At 71.5% G+C, this 18,539-nt stretch carries 21 protein-coding genes; 13 read left to right on the forward strand and 8 right to left on the reverse strand.

Going from position 1 to position 18,539, the window contains the following annotated elements; genetic code table 11:
• Window positions 1-59: 59 nt before the first annotated feature.
• Entirely contained in the window at window positions 60-1,412 is a 1,353-nt protein-coding gene (locus tag BLW76_RS00705; RefSeq protein ID WP_091303900.1) for a MinD/ParA family ATP-binding protein, read from the forward strand.
• A gap of 198 nt (window positions 1,413-1,610) precedes the next feature.
• Here the strand turns inward: BLW76_RS00705 and BLW76_RS00710 are convergent, their stop codons facing one another.
• Together BLW76_RS00710 and BLW76_RS00715 are read right to left on the reverse strand one after the other, a co-directional pair.
• Window positions 1,611-1,796 carry a hypothetical protein gene (locus BLW76_RS00710; RefSeq protein WP_091303901.1) on the reverse strand — a complete coding sequence of 62 codons (186 nt, stop codon included), beginning with the start codon at window positions 1,794-1,796 and terminating at the stop codon, window positions 1,611-1,613.
• Between the two features lie 145 nt (window positions 1,797-1,941).
• Window positions 1,942-2,154, reverse strand: a complete 213-nt coding sequence (locus tag BLW76_RS00715) for a BldC family transcriptional regulator (protein WP_091303902.1) — start codon at window positions 2,152-2,154, stop codon at window positions 1,942-1,944.
• 278 nt (window positions 2,155-2,432) lie between these two features.
• Here BLW76_RS00715 and BLW76_RS00720 point away from each other — a divergent pair, with 278 nt between their 5' ends.
• Genes BLW76_RS00720 through cds1 form a run of 3 tightly spaced genes read left to right on the forward strand, consistent with a single transcriptional unit; the run spans window position 2,433 to window position 4,284 of the window.
• Window positions 2,433-2,906 carry an Lrp/AsnC family transcriptional regulator gene (locus tag BLW76_RS00720; RefSeq protein ID WP_167384413.1) on the forward strand — a complete coding sequence of 158 codons (474 nt, stop codon included), beginning with the start codon at window positions 2,433-2,435 and terminating at the stop codon, window positions 2,904-2,906.
• An 11-nt stretch (window positions 2,907-2,917) separates the two neighbouring features.
• The gene (locus BLW76_RS00725; protein ID WP_091303904.1) at window positions 2,918-3,205 is read left to right on the forward strand and encodes a DUF4229 domain-containing protein; all 288 of its coding nucleotides are present in this window, start codon (window positions 2,918-2,920) and stop codon (window positions 3,203-3,205) included.
• On the forward strand, window positions 3,202-4,284 hold the full coding sequence (gene cds1, locus BLW76_RS00730; protein WP_091303905.1) for an L-cysteine desulfhydrase Cds1: 1,083 nt from the start codon (window positions 3,202-3,204) through the stop codon (window positions 4,282-4,284). Before BLW76_RS00725 ends, cds1 begins: the two co-directional genes overlap by 4 nt.
• Here cds1 and BLW76_RS00735 read toward each other — a convergent pair.
• The 4 genes from BLW76_RS00735 to BLW76_RS00745 are packed head-to-tail and all read right to left on the reverse strand — an operon-like array spanning window position 4,281 to window position 7,446.
• Window positions 4,281-5,153, reverse strand: a complete 873-nt coding sequence (locus BLW76_RS00735) for a 1,4-dihydroxy-2-naphthoate polyprenyltransferase (protein ID WP_167384414.1) — start codon at window positions 5,151-5,153, stop codon at window positions 4,281-4,283. The genes cds1 and BLW76_RS00735 overlap by 4 nt on opposite strands.
• 49 nt (window positions 5,154-5,202) lie before the next feature.
• Window positions 5,203-5,346 carry a hypothetical protein gene (locus BLW76_RS48265; RefSeq protein WP_167384415.1) on the reverse strand — a complete coding sequence of 48 codons (144 nt, stop codon included), beginning with the start codon at window positions 5,344-5,346 and terminating at the stop codon, window positions 5,203-5,205.
• Between the two features lie 50 nt (window positions 5,347-5,396).
• Window positions 5,397-6,521, reverse strand: coding sequence for an o-succinylbenzoate--CoA ligase (menE, locus tag BLW76_RS00740; protein ID WP_091304060.1), 1,125 nt, complete (start codon window positions 6,519-6,521; stop codon window positions 5,397-5,399).
• Window position 6,522: 1 nt separating this feature from the next.
• Complete coding sequence (locus tag BLW76_RS00745; RefSeq protein ID WP_091303908.1) at window positions 6,523-7,446, reverse strand: 1,4-dihydroxy-2-naphthoyl-CoA synthase; 924 nt, start codon at window positions 7,444-7,446, stop codon at window positions 6,523-6,525.
• A gap of 54 nt (window positions 7,447-7,500) precedes the next feature.
• Between BLW76_RS00745 and menD the strand changes: the two genes are divergently transcribed.
• The 3 genes from menD to BLW76_RS49385 all read left to right on the forward strand — a co-directional run bounded on the left by menD (window position 7,501) and on the right by BLW76_RS49385 (window position 11,269).
• Window positions 7,501-9,177 carry a 2-succinyl-5-enolpyruvyl-6-hydroxy-3-cyclohexene-1-carboxylic-acid synthase gene (gene menD, locus BLW76_RS00750; protein ID WP_167384417.1) on the forward strand — a complete coding sequence of 559 codons (1,677 nt, stop codon included), beginning with the start codon at window positions 7,501-7,503 and terminating at the stop codon, window positions 9,175-9,177.
• Between the two features lie 120 nt (window positions 9,178-9,297).
• The gene (locus BLW76_RS00755; protein WP_091303910.1) at window positions 9,298-10,809 is read left to right on the forward strand and encodes a M1 family metallopeptidase; all 1,512 of its coding nucleotides are present in this window, start codon (window positions 9,298-9,300) and stop codon (window positions 10,807-10,809) included.
• Between the two features lie 22 nt (window positions 10,810-10,831).
• Window positions 10,832-11,269 (forward strand): DUF3592 domain-containing protein, encoded by a 438-nt coding sequence (locus BLW76_RS49385; protein WP_091303911.1) that lies wholly within the window; start codon window positions 10,832-10,834, stop codon window positions 11,267-11,269.
• Here BLW76_RS49385 and BLW76_RS00765 read toward each other — a convergent pair.
• Window positions 11,196-11,822 (reverse strand): GNAT family N-acetyltransferase, encoded by a 627-nt coding sequence (locus tag BLW76_RS00765; protein ID WP_091303912.1) that lies wholly within the window; start codon window positions 11,820-11,822, stop codon window positions 11,196-11,198. The genes BLW76_RS49385 and BLW76_RS00765 overlap by 74 nt on opposite strands.
• Before the next feature lie 30 nt (window positions 11,823-11,852).
• Window positions 11,853-12,683: an inositol monophosphatase family protein gene (locus BLW76_RS00770; protein ID WP_091303913.1), complete on the reverse strand. Its 831-nt coding sequence runs from the start codon at window positions 12,681-12,683 to the stop codon at window positions 11,853-11,855.
• 177 nt (window positions 12,684-12,860) lie between these two features.
• Between BLW76_RS00770 and BLW76_RS00775 the strand changes: the two genes are divergently transcribed.
• The 6 genes from BLW76_RS00775 (at window position 12,861) to BLW76_RS00800 (ending at window position 18,537) form a co-directional block, all read left to right on the forward strand.
• Window positions 12,861-13,931, forward strand: coding sequence for a glycosyltransferase family 4 protein (locus BLW76_RS00775; RefSeq protein WP_279627645.1), 1,071 nt, complete (start codon window positions 12,861-12,863; stop codon window positions 13,929-13,931).
• A 2-nt stretch (window positions 13,932-13,933) separates the two neighbouring features.
• Window positions 13,934-15,049, forward strand: coding sequence for a glycosyltransferase (locus tag BLW76_RS00780; RefSeq protein ID WP_091303915.1), 1,116 nt, complete (start codon window positions 13,934-13,936; stop codon window positions 15,047-15,049).
• Window positions 15,050-15,059: 10 nt separating this feature from the next.
• Window positions 15,060-15,749, forward strand: a complete 690-nt coding sequence (locus BLW76_RS00785; RefSeq protein WP_091303916.1) for a class I SAM-dependent methyltransferase — start codon at window positions 15,060-15,062, stop codon at window positions 15,747-15,749.
• Window positions 15,750-15,813: 64 nt separating this feature from the next.
• Entirely contained in the window at window positions 15,814-17,100 is a 1,287-nt protein-coding gene (locus tag BLW76_RS00790) for a geranylgeranyl reductase family protein (protein WP_167384418.1), read from the forward strand.
• Between the two features lie 464 nt (window positions 17,101-17,564).
• Entirely contained in the window at window positions 17,565-17,984 is a 420-nt protein-coding gene (locus BLW76_RS00795) for an NADH-quinone oxidoreductase subunit A (RefSeq protein WP_091303917.1), read from the forward strand.
• A 4-nt stretch (window positions 17,985-17,988) separates the two neighbouring features.
• On the forward strand, window positions 17,989-18,537 hold the full coding sequence (locus BLW76_RS00800; RefSeq protein WP_020643101.1) for a NuoB/complex I 20 kDa subunit family protein: 549 nt from the start codon (window positions 17,989-17,991) through the stop codon (window positions 18,535-18,537).
• The last annotated feature ends 2 nt before the right edge of the window (window positions 18,538-18,539 follow it).

Below are 18,539 nucleotides of genomic sequence, written 5' to 3' on the forward strand. Positions count from 1 at the left end.
GACTACCGTCGACATCGGGGGACTGAGGTGTCAGGCGGAGTGCGCGGAGGTTTTCACCGGTGACCGGACCCAGCGAAGAATCGGCTCCTGGCCACCCCGACCCGGCCGCGGCGGCGCCGCAGCCGGGCCTGTTCGCCGACGACCGGACGGACTCGCACCCGCACCCCGACGCGTCGGGTGCCTACGACGTGCAGCCGACGCAGGCGGTGGCCCCGCCGCCCAACCCGGCGGTGTCCGGCCCGCACCAGGTCAACCCGGCCGGGTCGGGGCCGCACCAGGTCAACCCGGCCGGGTCGGGGCCGCACCAGGTCAACCCGGCCGTCTCGGGGCCGCACCAGGTGCCCTACGGCTACGACCAGAACCTCCCGCCGCTGCAGCCGCAGCCGTACCCGGCGCAGGCGCAGTACCCGCAGCAGCCGTCGGGGCTGCCCCAGCCCCAGGGCGGCCGCCACGCGGCGCCGCCGCAGCCGGGCGGCCACGGGCACGACCTGTCGACCGCGCACCTGGTCAAGCAGAACAAGCGGCCCCCGCAGTCCGGCTGGCGCAAGGCGCTCTACGTCGGCACCGGCAAGCTGGTCAACCCGGGGGAGAGCCCGGCGGACACCCGCCGCCGCGAGCTGATCGCCCGCGTCAACCAGCCGCTGCGCGGGTGCTACAAGATCGCGATGCTGTCGCTCAAGGGCGGCGTCGGCAAGACCACGGTGACGACCACGCTGGGCTCGACGTTCGCCTCGCTGCGCGGCGACCGCGTGGTGGCGGTGGACGCCAACCCGGACCGCGGCACGCTGTCGCAGAAGATCCCGCTGGAAACGACGGCGACGGTCCGCCACCTGCTGCGTGACGCGGCCCGCATCACCCGCTACAGCGACGTCCGCTCGTACACGTCCCAGGGCTCGAGCCGGCTGGAGATCCTGGCGAGCGAGCAGGACCCGGCCGTCTCGGAGGCGTTCTCCGAAGACGACTACCGGCGCACGGTCAACCTGCTGGAGCACTTCTACAACATCGTGCTCACCGACTGCGGGACAGGCCTGATGCACTCGGCCATGAAGGGCGTCCTGGACGTCGCGGACGCCCTGGTGGTGGTCTCGTCCGGCTCGGTCGACGGCGCCCGCAGCGCCTCGGCGACCCTCGACTGGCTCGAGGCCCACGGCTACGGCGAGCTGGTCAAGCGCTCGGTGGCGGTGATCAACTCGGTCCGCCCGAAGGGTGGGTCCGTCGACCTCGACAAGCTGTCGGCGCACTTCGGGGCGAAGGTCAGGGCGGTCTGCAAGGTCCCGTTCGACCCGCACCTGGAGGAAGGCGCGGAGATCGAGCTGGACCGCCTCTCCGGCGACACGCGGCTCGCGCTTCTGGAGCTGGCCGCAACCGTCGCCGACGGCTTCGCCACCCCGCTTTCGCAGGGCTACCGCTGACCGAACCCACGTGATCAGGCCCGTCACCCGCGTGATCAGAGACGGAACTCGCGTGATCAGAGACGGAAGTCACGTGATCGAAGGCGGAACTCGCGAGTTCCGGCTTCAATCACGCGAGTTCCGGCTTCAATCACGTGGGTGACGGGCCCCGTCACGTGAGTTCCGGGTGAGCCGAGGGTGGCGAAGGTAAAGGGGTTCCTAAAGGTCTTCGTCCCGGCGTTTGCGCTGCTGTTCGGCCAGCTGGCGCAGGAAGTCGGGGTCGTCGTCCGGGGCGAGGGGCGCGCGGCGCGGAGCCGACGTGACCCCGATCCGCTGGCCGGCGAACGACCGCCACAGGAGCAGGGCGACGACCAGCGCGCCGACCGCCGCGAGCAGAGCGAGCATGCCGGATCCTTCCGTATGGCTGCCTGTCCCCCGAGGTTAACCTCTCCGGCCGTGTGGTGGGCCTGAAGCCGACCGGAAGAGCACGAAGGCCGTGTCGGGGACGGGGTGGTTCCCGTACCCGACACGGCCCTGGCGTCCGGATGGTTCAGGCGGTGCGCGTCGGTTCGCTGGCGTCGGTGGTCAGCTCGGCGAGGAGGTCGTTCACCTCGGCCTCCCGGAACCGCCGGTGCCCGCCCGGCGTGCGGATCGAGCCGATCCGGCCTGCGGTCGCCCACCGGGTGACCGTCTTCGGGTCCACGCGGAACAGGGCTGCCACCTCGCCCGGGGTGAGCAGACGTCCGCCCATCGTCGCGGTCATTTTCCGCCTCCTTCACGAACTCACTGCTATACCGGAGGCGTCCGGGCCCTTCTGGCCCGTCGCGCCGGAGTGCCAACAAGGCAATCGTTGCACTTCACCCGCCGGGTACTCGAACGGTTGTCTTTGAGTAAAGAGCCCTTAAAGGTCAAAACGGACAGGTTGTGCACGCTCAGCAACTACCTTCCGGTGACCTGACGAGCCGGAACGTCGCTCCGTCGGGTCGCCGGGCGCGAGGCGTGGTGCCAATGGGGGATTGTCCAACCGCATAGAGTGATCCCGTGGATCAGTTGGACCGGAAGATCATCGCAGCGTTGCGCATCAACGGACGGGCCACTTACGCCGATCTCGGCCGGGCCGTCGGGTTGTCCGCGTCGTCGGTGCACGAGCGCGTGGGCAAACTGGAAGCCGCCGGCGTGATCACCGGCTACCACGCGGTCGTCGACCCCAGCTCGGTCGGGCTGGGCGTCACCGCCCTCGTCGGCATCCATCCCACCGACACCGCGACCGAAGACGACGTCGCCGACGCGCTCGGCGAGCTCGACGAGGTCGAGAGCTGCTACGCCGTGGCCGGCGACGAGGCGTTCGTCGTCAAGGTGCGCGTGCCGACCGTCGACGAGCTGGAACGCACCCTCGGCCGGCTGCGCCGCATCCCCGGCGTCGGGCGCACGAACACCACCGTGGTGCTCTCGACGCGCTTCGAGGGCCGCCCGAACAACGCGGGCCTGCAGAAGGACCGCGCGGGCGGGGCGTAGCCTGCGTTGATGTGAGCGACGAGAAGGCCCCGCAGCTGGCCCGTGACCTGACGCTGTACCTGCTGGCGCGGTTCGTGCTGGTCGCGGTGATCGCGTGGGTGCTGTCCCTGGTCGGCGTGCCGCTGCTGGTCGCCCTGCTCATCGGCCTGGTCGTCGGGTTGCCGCTCGGCCTGCTGCTGTTCCGCTCGCTCAACGCCCGCGTCACCGCCGGGCTGGCGAAGCGCAACGAGAAGCGGGCCCGCGCCCGCGCCGAGCTGCGCGCGCAGCTGCGCGGCGACGCCGCCGGGCAGTCCGAGTGAGCCGCCCGCACAGCCGCAGCTGGGTCCGCGAGGCCGTCCGGATCATCGAGGCCGACGCCAACCGCAGCGCCGACACGCACCTGCACGTCTTCCCGCTGCCCCCGGAGTGGGGCATCGACCTCTACCTCAAGGACGAGTCGGTCCACCCGACCGGCTCGCTGAAGCACCGGCTGGCCCGGTCGCTGTTCCTCTACGGGCTGGTCAACGGCCAGATCGGCCCGGACACCGTGCTCGTCGAGGCCTCCAGCGGCTCGACCGCGGTGTCCGAGGCCTACTTCGCCCGGATGCTGGGGCTGCGCTTCATCACCGTCGTGCCGCGGCGCACGTCGAAGGAGAAGGTCGCGCTCATCGAGTTCTACGGCGGCGAGTGCCACTTCGTCGACGAGGCCCCGGCGATGTACCCCGAGGCCGAGCGGCTCGCGGCCGAGTGCGGCGGGCACTACCTCGACCAGTTCACCTACGCCGAGCGCGCGACGGACTGGCGCGGGAACAACAACATCGCCGAGTCGGTGTTCGCCCAGATGCGCTCGGAGCGCCACCCGATCCCGAAGTGGATCGTCGTCGGCGCGGGCACCGGCGGTACGAGCGCCACCTTCGGCCGGTACGTCCGCTACAAGCGCCACACGACGAAGATCTGCGTCGTCGACCCGGAGAACTCGTCGTTCTACGGCGCCTGGGAGACCGGCGCCATGGACTACGCCACCGGCATGCCGTCCCGGATCGAGGGCATCGGGCGGCCGCGCTGCGAGCCGTCGTTCGTCCCCGGCGTCATCGACGAGATGTTCCAGATCCCCGACGCCGGGTCCCTGGCGGCCATCCGGCTGCTGCGCGAGCGCACCGGGCACTGGGCGGGCGGCTCGACCGGCACCAACCTCTACGGCGCTTTCCGGCTCATCTCGCGGATGGTCGAGGACGGCCAGGCGGGCAGCGTCGTGACGCTCCTCTGCGACGGCGGCGAGCGGTACGCGCACACGTACTACAACGACGAGTGGCTGGCCCAGCAGAACCTGGACCTCGCGCCGCACACGGCCTTGTTCGAGGAGTTCCTGACGACCGGGAAGTTCGTCCCGGAGGGCTAGAGGTTCATCGCGACGGCGGTGAACACGGCCCACACCAGCATGGCCAGGCCGGTGTCGCGCAACGCGGGGATCAGCTCACGGCCGGTCTTGCCGCTCTGGACCGCGCCCGCGGCCGGCAGCAGGATGCCGATGGTCAGCGTCGAAAGCGCGGCGATCGGGTAGCCGGTGAAGACGAACGACAGGCTGATCAGGTAGGGGATCCCGATCAGCGCCACGTAGAGCCGTCGCGTGCCCTTGTCACCCAGGCGGGTGGCCAGGGTGCGCTTGCCGGACTCGATGTCGGTCGGGATGTCACGCAGGTTGTTGGCCGTCAGGACCGCCGTCGAGAAGCAGCCGACCGCGACCGCGCAGGCCAGCGCCGCCCAGCTCACCCGGCCCGCCTGGACGTACACCGTGCCCAGCACGCCGGCCAGGCCGAAGAACACGAAGACGGCGACCTCGCCGAAGCCGTAGTAGCCGTAGGGCTTCTTGCCGCCCGTGTAGAACCACGCGCCGAGGATGCACAGCGCGCCCATCCCGAGCAGCCACCAGTGCCCGCTGAGCACGACCAGGAGCAGGCCCAGCACCCCGGCGAGGCCGAGCGAGACCAGCGCGGCGGTGAGCACGGCCTTCGGCGCGGCGACGCCGGAGCCGACCAGCCGGAGCGGGCCGACGCGGTGTTCGTCCGTGCCGCGGATGCCGTCGGAGTAGTCGTTGGCGTAGTTGACGCCGACGATCAGCGAGAGGGAGACCAGCAGCGCCAGCACCGAACGCCACCAGGAGAACCCGTCCAGCGCGATCGCCGCGCCGACGCCCGCCACCACGGGCGCCACCGCGTTGGGCAGCGTCCGCGGCCGGGCGCCTTCGATCCACTCGCTCAAGCTCGCCATGGCGCCATTCAACGCCATGGTGATCACCGGTGCGGAGGAACCCGGGAAGTCAGTCCGTGGACGGCACCTGCAGCACGAGCGAGCCGCTGTTCGGGTCCGCGGCGGGAACGTCGGCCAGCGCCGCACCCGCGGGAAGGAGGACCCCCAGGGCGACGGCGGTGCTGATCAGGACGGTGCGAATCAGGCGCGTCATGGTGGGTAGCCAACCGGGCGCAGCCCGTAAAGTCAACGAAGTCCCGCCATTCAGCCGCCCGGCTCGGCCCGGAGCCGGGCTTTCACCGCCGCCCGGTCGATCTTCCCAGGTCCGCGCAGGGGCAACGCCCCGGTGAACTCGACGCGTTTCGGCGTCGACGTGGGTCCCAGCGCCGCCCGGACCGCGGCCCGGAGGTCGCCGTGCGCACCCTCGGGGACGACCAGCGCCACCACGGCCTCGCCCCACTCGGGGTCCGGCACGCCGACCACGCACGCGTCGCGCACGCCGGGCTGCGCGCAGAGGCACCGCTCGATCGCGGTCGCCGACACCTTCACGCCCCCGGTGTTGATCATGTCGTCGGCCCGGCCCAGCACCTCGATGCGGCCGTCGGCGTGGCGCACCCCGCGGTCGGACGTCGTGAACCAGCCGTCCGAGAAGGACTCCGCCGTCAGGTCCGGGCGCAGCCGGTAGCCGTGCGCGAGGACGTCGCCGGCGATCCGGATCCGGTCCCCGTCGACGTCCACCCGGACGCCGTCGAGGGGGACGCCGTCGTAGACGCAGCCGCTGGCCGTCTCGCTCATCCCGTACGCCGGCACGATCCGCACGCGAGCGTCCGCGGCCCGCTCCCGCAGGGCCGGTGAGGTCGCCGCCGCGCCGACCACGATCGCGTCGAACGTCTTCGCCGCGGCCAGCCCGGCGCCGCCGTCGTCGAGGAGGCGGACCAGCTGGGTCGGCACCAGCGCCGTGTACCGCGGGCTGCCCCCGAGCGTCGCCGCCGCGGCCGCGAAGTCGTCCGGGCGGAAACCGCTGCCGGTCAGCAGGGCGGGGGTCGTCCCGGCCAGCAGGGACCGGACCAGCACCTGCAGCCCGCCGATGTACTGCGCCGGCGTCGCCAGCAGCCAGTGCCCCGGCCCGCCGAGCCGGGCGTGCGTGGCCTCGGCCGACGCGGTCAGCGCGCGGGCCGACAGCAGCACGCCCTTGGGCGCGCCGGTCGAGCCCGACGTGGCGATGACCACGGCGGTGCCCGGCTCGGCGGGTTCGTCCGGCGCCATGGCGTCGCGCAGGGCGGGGTCGGTGAACGGCAGTACCGCCGGGCCGCCGTCCAGCGCGGCCGCGACGGCGTCCTGGAGCGTGGTCAGCGCGGTAGGCGAGCCGTCGAGGTGGACCGGGCGCAGCTCAGTAGTAATAGGGGACGTCCTTGAAGTCGGGGTCGCGCTTCTGGAGGAACGCGTCACGGCCTTCGACGGCCTCGTCCTGCATGTACGCCAACCGGGTGGTCTCCCCGGCGAACAGCTGCTGGCCGACCAGGCCGTCGTCGGTGAGGTTGAAGGCGTACTTCAGCATCCGCTGCGCCGTCGGCGACTTGCGCGTGATCTCCCACGCCCAGGTCAGGGCCTCTTTTTCCAGGTCGGCGTGCGGGACGACGGCGTTGACCGCGCCCATGGCGTGCATCTGCTCGGCGGAGTACTCGCGGCCGAGGAAGAAGATCTCGCGGGCGAACTTCTGCCCGACCATCTTCGCCAGGTAGGCCGAGCCGTAGCCGCCGTCGAACGAGCCGACGTCGGCGTCGGTCTGCTTGAACTTCGCGTGCTCGGCCGAGGCGAGCGTGAGATCGCACACGACGTGCAGGGAGTGCCCGCCGCCCGCGGCCCAGCCCGGCACCACCGCGATCACCGGTTTCGGCATGAACCGGATGAGCCGCTGGCACTCGAGGATGTGCAGCCGGCCGGCCCGCGCCGGGTCCACCGTGTCGGAGGTCTCCCCGCTCGCGTACTGATACCCGGACCGTCCGCGAATACGCTGGTCACCACCGGAGCAGAACGCCCACCCGCCGTCCTTGGGCGACGGGCCGTTCCCGGTGAGCAGGACACAACCGACATCGGCGCTCATCCGGGCGTGGTCGAGGGCCCGGTAGAGCTCGTCGACGGTGTGCGGCCGGAAGGCGTTGCGGACCTCGGGGCGGTCGAACGCGATGCGCACCACGCGTTTGCCCCCGCGGCTCTCAGCGGAGCGGTGGTAGGTGATGTCGGTGAAGGCGAAACCTTCGACCTCGGTCCACGCGGCGGGGTCGAACAGCTCGGAAACTCGGGCGTCATCCACGTTTGCGAGGATAGGACCTGTGGACATATCTGATCTCGACGGATGCGAGGCCCGGTGAACCCTTCCACCGCGCAGGCCAGGGTCATCGTCGACGAGCTCGTCCGCAACACCGTTTCCCACGTCGTCCTCTGCCCGGGCTCCCGCAACGCGCCGCTGTCGATCGCGCTGTACGACGCGGCCGCGGCCGGGAAGCTCCGGCTGCACGTCCGCATCGACGAGCGGGGCGCCGCGTTCCTCGCCCTGGGCATCGCCGCGCGCACCGGCCGCCCGGTGGCCGTGCTCTGCACGTCCGGCACCGCGGCCGCGAACTTCCACCCGGCCGTCCTGGAGGCCGACCGGGCCGGCGTCCCGCTGATCGTGCTGACCGCCGACCGGCCGCCCGAGCTCCGGGCCGCGGGCGCGTCGCAGGTCATCGACCAGCACCAGCTCTACGGCGACGCCGTCCGGTACTTCGACGAGCTGGCCGTCGCCGAGCGGCGGGCCGGCCAGAACTCGTACTGGCGCAGCCAGATCTGCCGGGCCTGGAACGCGGCCTACGGCGAGTGGCGCTGCGGGCCGGTGCACCTCAACATCCCGTTCCGCGAACCGCTCGTACCGGACCTCGACGATGACGGCGAGTGGTACGAATCGCTCGACGGCCGCTCCGACGGGTCCCGGTGGACCGAGCTGCCGGACTTCGGCGCGCTGCCCTCGTTCGTCGTGCCCTCGGCGCGGCACGGCCTGGTCATCGCGTGCGACACCGGCGTCCAGGCGGCCAGCGAGTGGGCCGAGCAGCACGGCTGGCCGGTGATCTCCGAGACCGGCGGGATCGGGCTGTCCGGCGGCACGGCGATCTCGTCCGGGGCGTGGCTGCTCGGCGTCGAGGAGTTCATCTCGCGGCACAAGCCCGAGCAGGTGCTCTGCCTGGGCCGCCCGACGGTGTTCCGGCAGATCCAGCAGGTGATCTCGGACCCCGACGTCGAGGTGCTGCTGGTGCGCCCGGACTCGGACTGGCCGGCACCCGCGCACAACGTCCGGCAGGTCGGGCAGTGGTTCGACGAGCCGACCAAGCCCGCCGACCCGGAGTGGCTGGCGAGCTGGCGCCGGGCGGACGCGGCAGCCGCGTCCGCCGTCGCCGAGACGCTGGCGTCGGAAGCGTGGCCGTCGGGGCTGCGGGTGGCGACCGAGCTGGTCGACGCGCTGCCGCCGGACTCCCTGCTGGTCGTCGGCTCGTCCAACCCGACCCGGGACGTCGCGCTGGCCGGGCGGCTGCGCCCGGACGTCCTCGTGCACCGCAACCGCGGCGTCGCGGGCATCGACGGCACGGTCTCGACGGCCATCGGGGCCGCGTACGTGCACCGGGGGCCGTCGTACGCGCTGCTGGGCGACCTGACGTTCCTGCACGACGCCTCCGGGCTGCTGACCGGACCCGCCGAGCAGCGGCCCGACCTGACGATCGTGGTGCTCAACGACGACGGCGGCGGCATCTTCTCGCTGCTGGAGCAGGGTGCGCCGGAGCACTCGGCCAGCTTCGAGCGCGTCTTCGGCACCCCGCACGGCGCCGACCTGGGCGCGCTGTGCGCGGGCTACCGCGTCCCGCACGTCGTCGCGGAGACGCTCACGGAGTTCCGGGCGGCACTGGCCCCGGCGCCGGGGCTGCGGGTCGTCGAGGTCCGGGTGGACCGGTCCCGGCACCGCGACCTGCACGCCCGCCTCCGGGCGGCGGTGTCCGCAGCGGTCTCGGCGGGCTGAGTCAACCGCTTTCCGGGTGGTATCCCAGTAGGCAAGAAACCTTCCTTCGGCTGTTCCTGGGGTGTGTCCGGCTGGCTACGTTCGAGCGCGCTGCTTCTCACTCCTTCAGGAGGAAAACGAATGCGTGCAAGAACGCGCACCGGCCTCGGTGCGCTCGCGGCCGGCGTCGTCTCGGTGCTGCTCGCCGGCACCGCGAGCGCGGCGCCCGCGCCCGGCGCCCCCGGCGTCGGCGACACCTATTACCCGAACGCCGGCAACGGCGGCACGGACGTGCTGCACTACGACATCCGGCTCACCTACCAGCCGGCGACCGACCTGCTCTCCGGCACCACCACGCTGCTGCTCACCGCGACGCAGGACCTCTCGCGGTTCGACCTGGACTTCGCGCTGAAGGCCTCCAGCGTGCGGGTGAACAACCGGCCGGCGCGGTTCACGAACCAGAACGGCAACGGCGAGCTCGTCGTCACGCCGGCGCAGCCGCTGCTCAAGGGCCAGACCGCGACCGTCGTCGTCGCCTACGCGGACACGCCGTCGACCGAGACGGTGGACGGCCTCAACGCGTGGAAGAAGGGCTCCTTCGGTGCGCTCGGCATCGACGAGCCGCAGAGTTCCGCGTGGTGGTTCCCGGCCAACGACCACCCGACCGACAAGGCGACCTACGACGTCACGATCGAGGCGCCGGACGGCAACACCGCCATCTCCAACGGCACCCTGGTCCGGACGTCGAAGAGCCGCGCGGGCTGGACCCGCTGGCAGTGGCGCAGCACAAAGCCGCAGGCCACGTACCTGACGTCGTTCATCGTCGGCAAGTACGAGCTCGTCCAGTCGGCCACGCCCGACGGCAAGCCGTTCATCACGGCGTACGGCGCCGACCTCGGCGACTCGCTGTACGCGGCGAAGGCCAGCGTCGAGCGGACCCCGGAAATCAACGAGTTCCTGGCGACGCAGTTCGGGGCGTACCCGTTCGAGGCCGAGGGCGGCGTCGTGACCAGCGGCATCGGCTTCTCCCTGGAGAACCAGACCCGCCCGACGTACGGCGCGCGCAACTTCCGCGCGGGCTCGAACACGACGTTGGTCGCGCACGAGAACGCCCACCAGTGGTTCGGCGACGACGTCTCGCTCGGCCGCTGGAGCGACATCTGGCTCAACGAGGGCTTCGCGTCGTACGCGGAGTGGCTGTGGTCGGAGCACGAGGGCGAAGGCACGGTCGCGGAGCTGGCCCAGTACACGTACGACTCGAACCCGGCCGACGGCGACCTGTGGAAGCTGGTCCCGGCCGACCCGGGCGCGGACAACCAGTTCGACAACGCGGTGTACGACCGGGGTGCGCTGGCCCTGCAGGCGCTGCGGACGGCCGTCGGCGACCAGGCGTTCTTCAGCATCCTGAAGACGTGGTTCGCGCAGAAGCGCGGGTCGCACGGGCGGATCCTCGAGTTCATCGCGCTGGCGGAGAAGATCTCGGGCAAGCCGCTGCACGATCTGTTCCAGACGTGGCTGTACACGGCCGGGAAGCCTTCGGTGGGTCCGAACGGTGCTGCTGCTCTGACTGCGCGTGTGGCTCCCGTCAAGCCGCGGTCGTACGACCAGATCCAGCAGAACCACCGGTTCCTCCACGCCGAGCACGCGGGCTGAGCGGGAGCGCTACGCTCGCGGCGTGAGCACGAGAGGTGAACGGGCGAGGCGCGTCGGGTGGTGGACCATCCTCGGCGTTGCCTCGCTCCTCACCGTGATGTGCGGGTGCCTGCTGTTCGCCGCTGTTCGGAACGACAGTGCCATCTCCGCTCAGCTCGGTACGGCGACGGCCACTGTGGATTCGGTGGCTTTCGATCGGACCATCATTCACTTCGAGACGCCTGACGGGATCGTGCACAGTCCGGCCAATGGGGTGCTTTACCCGGATGGGTTGGCGGCTGGGCAGCTGGTTCGGATCGAGTACGACGCTTCTGATCCGGAGCTGGCTCGGGTTGCTGGGCGGTCGGCTGCTTTGACGCTGTTGCCGTTGGGGAGTTTCGTGTTTTTCACCTGGGTGGTGGCCGGGCCTGCGCTCTGGTGGATCCGGCGGCAGAAGAAGCGGGCCTTGGCGGCGGCTTAGCCCGCCTTTCGAGCCAGCTGCTCCGCGTGATCTCGTACTCGACCTCGCCCTGCTCGGCGCCCTCTATCGGGTCGTCGTACTCCGCGGCCGAGGTGAACGCCCTCGCGAATGTCAGCCCCGCCGAGGCCATCGTCGCCCTGGAGGGCGTGTTGACCGCCATCGTCTGGGCGAAGATGCGGTCCAACCCCAGCTCCTCGAACCCGTACCGCAGCAGCTCGAGCGAGCCTTCCCGGGCGTATCCCTTTCGCCACTGGCTGCGCAGGAGGCGGTAGCCCAGTTCGGCTTCACCCTCGGCATAGGGCTGGTCGGGACCGTTTGGCGGGCGCAGGAGCCACCACCCCACGAAGTCCTCGCCCGCGAAGCCCATCCAGAAGCCGAACCCCGGCTCGACTGCCATCCGGCGGGCGTGGGCCGCCGCGACCTCCTCCCGGGTCGACGCTCGGCCGGTCAGGTAGCGCATGACCTGTGGGTCGGCGTCCAGCTCGTACTCCAGCTCCAGGTGCTCGTCGGCCAGGGGGACGAGCGTGAGCCTTGGTGTGTGGAGGGTCGGCATGTCTCGATCATCGCCACCGGCGCAACCCGATTAGCCCGCCGTCTCCTGCCACCAGCCCAGGACCTCGTCCGCCACTCCGGGGGCCGCCACCAGCAGGCCGTCCGTCGGCAGTGCCGTGTCCTCACCGTGCTTGTCCAGGACCACCGCGCCCGCCTCGATCGCCATGGCCACCGAGCCTGCCACGTCCCACTCGTGGTAGCTGTGCAGCACCGCCGCCGCCGCGTGACCCAGTGCCACCTGGGCGATCGACAGCGCCGCCGAGCCCAGCACCCGCACGCCGGCGTGCGCCGCCGCTGCTCGCTCGATGAAGCCGCCCATTCCCGGCCAGGGGCCTGTGCGGGCCAGTTCCGTGCACACGATCGCGCCCGCCGTCACACGGCGGTCCGCGAGCTGGATCGGCTTGCCGTTCGCGCGGGCCCCCCGGCCGCGCGCCGCGGCGTAGATCTGGGCGCGATACGGGTCCGCCACCACACCGACCACCGGGCCCGCCGCGTCCACCAGGGCCAGGCTGTACGCGCACCACGGCACTCCGGCCACGTAGTTCGCCGTGCCGTCCACCGAGTCCACCACCCAGCGGTACTCCGCGACGTCCGCTCCGTGATCCGCGCCGAACTCGTGGCCGACCACCGGGATGCCCGGGAACTCCGCCGTCAGGACGCGCCGCGTGTGGCGCTCCAGAATGCGGTCCGTGTCGGTGACCCAGTCGAACGGCGAGTCCAGCGTGGACGGGTGGGCGCCGCGGCCGGCGGTCGCGGTGATCACGTCGGTGGCGTCGTTGGCCAGCCGCCCGGCCACTTCGAGCGCCCTCGACAGCAGGCCGGGCTCGACGGGCCGCGGCGGCCGGGAGGACAAGAGGGTCATGCCTGCTTAGTGTGGGCCACCCTGGTTTCCGGGACACGACCTTGAGATGACATGTCGTAGCCGATCTGTTCCGGCAGCGTTGGCCCGCGTGTCACACCACCGCCAGGATCGGGTGCGATCGTCCAGGACGTGCGAGTCGCCATAGTCACCGAAAGTTTCCTGCCCCAGGTGAACGGCGTGACCAACTCCGTCCTGCGGGTCGTCGAGCACCTGCGCGAACGCGCGCACGACGTGCTGGTCATCGCGCCCGGTCCCGGCCCGGACTCCTACCGCGGCGCGCCCGTGGTGCGGATCCCCGCGCTGGACTTCCCCGGGGTCAATTCCCTGCCGATCGGGGTGCCGACGCGCACCGTGCTCAACGCGCTGACCGCGTTCGGCCCGGACGTCGTGCACCTGGCGTCGCCGTTCGTCGTCGGCGCGCGCGGGCTGGCCGCCGCGAGACGGCTGCGCGTCCCCGCGATCGCCGTCTACCAGACCGACATCGCCGGGTTCGCCGCCGCGTACGGCTTCGGCATCGCCGCCCGCGCCGCGTGGCGGTGGGTGCGGCGGCTGCACTCGCGCGCCGACCGGACCCTCGCCCCCTCCAGCGACTCCGTCGAGCAGCTGCGGCTGCACGGCGTCCCGCGGGTGCACCGGTGGGCCCGCGGCGTCGACATCGACCGGTTCTCCCCGGCGCACGCCGACCCCGCGCTGCGGGCCGAGCTCGCCCCGGACGGCGAGCTGCTCGTCGGGTTCGTCGGCAGGCTGGCGCCCGAAAAGGAGGTCGACCGGCTGGCCGCGCTCGCCGGGATGCCGGGCGTGCGCGTGGTCGTCGTCGGTGACGGGCCCGAACTCGACGGCCTCCGGGAGCAGCTGCCGGACGCCGCTTTCCTCGGCGCGAAGTACGGCGACGACCTCTCGAAGGCCTACGCCAGCCTCGACGTCTTCGTCCACACAGGACCGCACGAGACGTTTTGCCAGGCGGTGCAGGAGGCGATGGCGTCCGGGCTGCCGGTGCTCGCGCCGGACGCCGGCGGCCCGAAGGACCTCGTCCTGCCCGGCCGCACCGGCTACCTGCTGCCCGCGGACCGCGAGCGGTTCGGGCCGGCGCTCGTCGAGAAGGTCGACGCCCTCCGTGACGCCGCGTTGCGCGCGAGGCTCGGCGAAAAGGCGCGCAAGGTCGTGCTGGGCCGCACGTGGCCGGCGGTCTGCCACGAGCTGCTCGGGCACTACGAAGCCGTGCGGGGCCGGGCCGCCCGCGCGGCCTGACCGTGCACATCGTCCAGCTCGCGAACTTCTACGGACCGCGCTCGGGCGGGCTGCGCACCGCGCTGCACCACCTCGGCGCCGGCTACGTCGCGAGCGGCCACGAGGTGACGCTCGTGGTGCCCGGCCGCCGGTACGCCGACGAGGTCCTCCCGACCGGCGTGCGCCGGTTTTCCCTGCTCGCACCGCGGATCCCGGGCACCGGCGGCTACCGCGCCGTCGACCCGCACCGGGTCCGCGCGGTGCTGCGCAGGCTCGAACCGGACCGCCTGGAGGTGTCCGACCGGCTGACGCTGCGGGGGATGGGCGGCTGGGCGAGCCGCCACGGCGTGCCCAGCACGGTCATCTCCCACGAGCGCCTCGACCGCCTGCTGGAGCAGTTCCTGCTGCCCGCGCCGGTGGCCCGCCGCGTCGCCGACGTCGCCAACCGCCGGATGGCCGCGAGCTACGACACGGTCGTCTGCACGACGGCGTTCGCGCGCGCGGAGTTCGACCGGATCGCGGCGCCGAACGTCCGGCGCGTCCCGCTCGGCGTCGACCTCACGACGTTCCGGCCCGCCATGCGCGACGACGGCTGGCGCACGGACCTGGCCGGGGGAGCGGACGCGTTGCTGGTCCACTGTGGACGGCTGTCGCCGGAGAAGCACGTCGAGCGCAGTGTGGACACCGTCGCCTCGCTGACCGAGGCCGGGGTGAAGGTCCGGCTGGTCGTGGCCGGCGACGGACCGCGGCGGCGGGCCCTGGAACGCCGGGCGCGCGGCCTGCCGGTGACGTTCCTCGGGTTCCTGCCCGGCCGGGGCGACGTCGCCCGGCTGCTGGCCAGCGCGGACGTCTCCCTCGCGCCGGGGCCGCACGAGACGTTCGGGCTGGCCGCGCTGGAGGCCCTGGCTTCGGGGACGCCGGTGGTGGTGTCGGCGTCGTCGGCGCTGCAGGAGATCGTGCGGCCGGGGTGTGGCGCGGCGGTGGCCGACCACGCGCCCGCGTTCGCCTCGGCGGTGACGGACCTGCTGGAGAGCCCTGAGGAGGCTCGCCGGGCCGCGGCGCGGACGCGGGCGGAGGAATTCACCTGGCCCGCGGCGGTGGCGGGGATGCTGGCGACCGGGCCCGGGGTGCCGGACTAACCTCAGGACCATGTCACGCGCAAGCCTGGACAAGGACCCGCACGAAGTCGCCGCGATGTTCGACGGCGTCGCGTCCGGGTACGACCGGGCGAACTCGTTCATGACCTTCGGCTTCGACCGGCGCTGGCGCACGACGACCGCCCGCGTCCTCGACGCCCGCCGCGGCGAGAAGGTCCTGGACCTCGCGGCCGGCACCGGGGTGTCGACCGTCGAGTACGCCCGCGGGGGCGCCTGGTGCCTGGCCGCGGACTTCTCCTTCGGCATGCTGCGCGCCGGCCTGCACCGGAACGTGCCGATGGTGGCCGCCGACGCGCTCAACCTGCCGTTCGCGGACGAGAGCTTCGACGCCGTGACGATCTCGCTCGCGCTGCGCAACTTCGTCGACCCGAAGGCCGCGCTCACCGAGATCGCCCGCGTGGTCAAGCCGGGCGGGCGCCTGGTGATCTGCGAGGTCTCGACGCCGCCGTTCGCGCCCATCCGGTTCGTCCACCGCAACTTCGTCCTCAAGCTGCTGACCTGGGTCGGCAGCCGGACGTCGTCGAACCCCGAGGCGTACAAGTACCTCGCCGAATCCATGCTGACCTGGCCCGACCAGCGCACGCTCGGCGAGATCATCGCGAGCGCGGGCTGGACCGACGTCGAGTGGTTGAACCTCACATTCGGGGTCGTGGCGATCCACCGCGCCCGAAAGCCTGCCTAACCCCGCCTTCCTCCCCGCCACCGCCCTCAAAGGAGGAGCTTCGCTCCGCTGTTAGATTCGAAGTATGACGCGACGCACCGCAGACCAGGACGCCGAAGTCATCGTCGTCGGCGCCGGACCCGCAGGGTCCACCGTGGCCACCTACCTGGCCCGCGCGGGCGTCGACGTCCTGCTGCTCGAGAAGACCGAGTTCCCCCGCGAGAAGGTCTGCGGCGACGGCCTGACCCCCCGCGGCGTCAAGCAGCTCATCGACCTGGGCATCGACACCAGCGAGGACGCGGGCTGGGTGCACAGCCGCGGCCTGCGGATCCTCACCGGCGACCTCACGCTGGAGCTCGACTGGCCGGACCTCACGAGCTACCCGCCGTACGGCGTCTCCCGCACCCGCCACGACTTCGACGACCTCCTCGCGAAGCTCGCCGTGAAGGCGGGCGCGCGGCTGTACGAGCGCACCACCGTGACCAGCGCGATCACGAACGCGAGCGGCCGCGTGATCGGCGTCGAGGCCAAGGTCGGCCCGGAGAAGACGCCGGTGCACTACCGCGCGCCGCTGGTCCTGGCCTGCGACGGCGTGTCCGCGCGGCTCGCGCTGAGCGTCGGCATCCAGAAGAACGAGAAGCGCCCGATGGGCGTGGCCGTGCGCCAGTACTACAAGAGCCCGCGCCACGACGACCCGTTCATCGAGGGCCACCTCGAGCTGTGGGACAGGTCCGACCCGCGGAACCCGAAGCTGCTGCCGGGCTACGGCTGGGCGTTCCCGCTCGGCGACGGCACGGTGAACGTCGGCCTCGGCATGCTCTCGACGTCGGCCTCGTTCCGGAACACCGACTACCGCGCGCTGCTGCGCCAGTGGCTCGACGGGACGCCGGAGGAGTGGGGCTACCGCGAGGAGAACGCGATCGGCAAGGTCGGCGGCGCCGGCCTCCCGATGGGCTTCAACCGCACCCCGCACTACCGCGACGGCCTCCTGCTGCTCGGCGACGCGGGCGGCATGGTCAGCCCGTTCAATGGCGAGGGCATCTCGGCGGCGATGGAGTCCGCGCAGATCGCCGCGGAGGTCGTCGTGCAGGCGCTTGCGCGGCGCGAAGGGCCTTCGCGGGAGCGGGCGCTGGAGGCGTACCCGCGGGCCGTGGGTGAGTTGATGGGCGGCTACTACGCGCTGGGCAACGTCTTCGCGAAGATCATCGGCAAGCCGAAGATCATGCACGCGTGCACCAAGTACGGGCTGCGCATCAACAAGCTCCTGCCGCTGGTCTACAAGGGCCTCTCGGGCTGCTACGACGCCAAGGGCGGCGACGGCGTCGACCGCCTCATCGCGGCCCTCGCCCGCGCCACCCCCACCCCGCGCTGACACCCCAAAGGGCACTTTCACGTGAAAGTGCCCTTCGCCTGCGCGCGCGGACACACGAGTGGCCTAACAAGTTGGCCGTGCGGTCAGTGGGATAGATCACAGGTCAGCGCCCGTTTTGTCCGTCCGGAACGTGATCTTGAAGCCTCTTCGTGCAGGTCGTGCGCGCGGGGGTGGCCACCCGTGACAACGATGGCGGCAGAACTTAGGCGACCCTGATAACACGGGGTACTAGGGACAAGAGTGTGAGTCGCGTCCTAGACTCCCCCCATGCTTTGTGAATCCCTTCACATCCACGACGAGTGGCTTGTGAACTATTTCACAAGCACCTTGAGGTCCAGCCACGGGCCGTAAGGAGACCCTGACCCTCGGCGGTGTGACCCAGGTCCCTTAGGGTGCCGACGAGGCCCAGCGGTTCCCCACCACAAGCACAACCGCAGCGGCGCGGAAAGGATGGCGAAGACCCCGTGCTGACGTTGCTGACCCGGACCGACACGGTGCAGCTGGCGCAAGAGGCCCCGAGCCTGAAGCCCTACCTGCCCATCGTGATCTTGTTCGTGCTGGCGCTCGCTTTCGCCGTGCTGTCGGTCCTGCTCGGACCGCTCGTCGGCCCCAGCCGGTACAACAGGGCCAAGCTGGCCGCCTACGAATGCGGCATCGAGCCGTCCCCGCAGCCGCTCGTCGGCGCCGGGCGGATGCCGGTCGCGTACTACATCACCGCGATGCTGTTCATCCTGTTCGACATCGAGATGGTCTTCCTCTACCCGTTCGCCGTGCAGGCGGACGCGCTGGGCACGTTCGGCCTGGTGGAGATCCTGCTGTTCATCGCGACGGTCGGCTTCGCGTACGCCTACGTGTGGCGGCGCGGCGGCCTGGATTGGAACTAGACCCATGGGCCTCGAAGAGAAACTCCCCAACGGCATCCTGCTGGCCAGCCTCGAAGGTCTCGTCAACTGGTCGCGGAAGAACTCGATGTGGCCGGCCACCTTCGGGCTCGCCTGCTGCGCGATCGAGATGATGACCGTCGGCGGTTCCCGCTACGACATCGCCCGCTTCGGCATGGAGCGCTTCAGCGCGACGCCGCGGCAGGCCGACCTGATGATCGTCGCCGGGCGCGTCACGCAGAAGATGGCCCCGGTCCTGCGCCAGATCTACGACCAGATGGCCGAGCCCAAGTGGGTGCTCGCCATGGGCGTCTGCGCCTCCTCCGGCGGCATGTTCAACAACTACGCCGTGGTGCAGGGCGTCGACCACATCGTGCCGGTCGACATGTACCTGCCCGGCTGCCCGCCGCGGCCGGAGATGCTGCTTGACGCGATCCTCAAGCTGCACGCCAAGATCCAGGACGAGCCGATCAACGCCCGCCGCGCCGCCATCCGCGCGGCCAGCGGGGCCCGGACCGAGCTCGTCGCGTCGTCGATCAAGTACGCGAAGAAGTAGAG

The organism is Amycolatopsis tolypomycina (assembly GCF_900105945.1).
GTDB classification, from domain to species: Bacteria; Actinomycetota; Actinomycetes; order Mycobacteriales; family Pseudonocardiaceae; genus Amycolatopsis; species Amycolatopsis tolypomycina.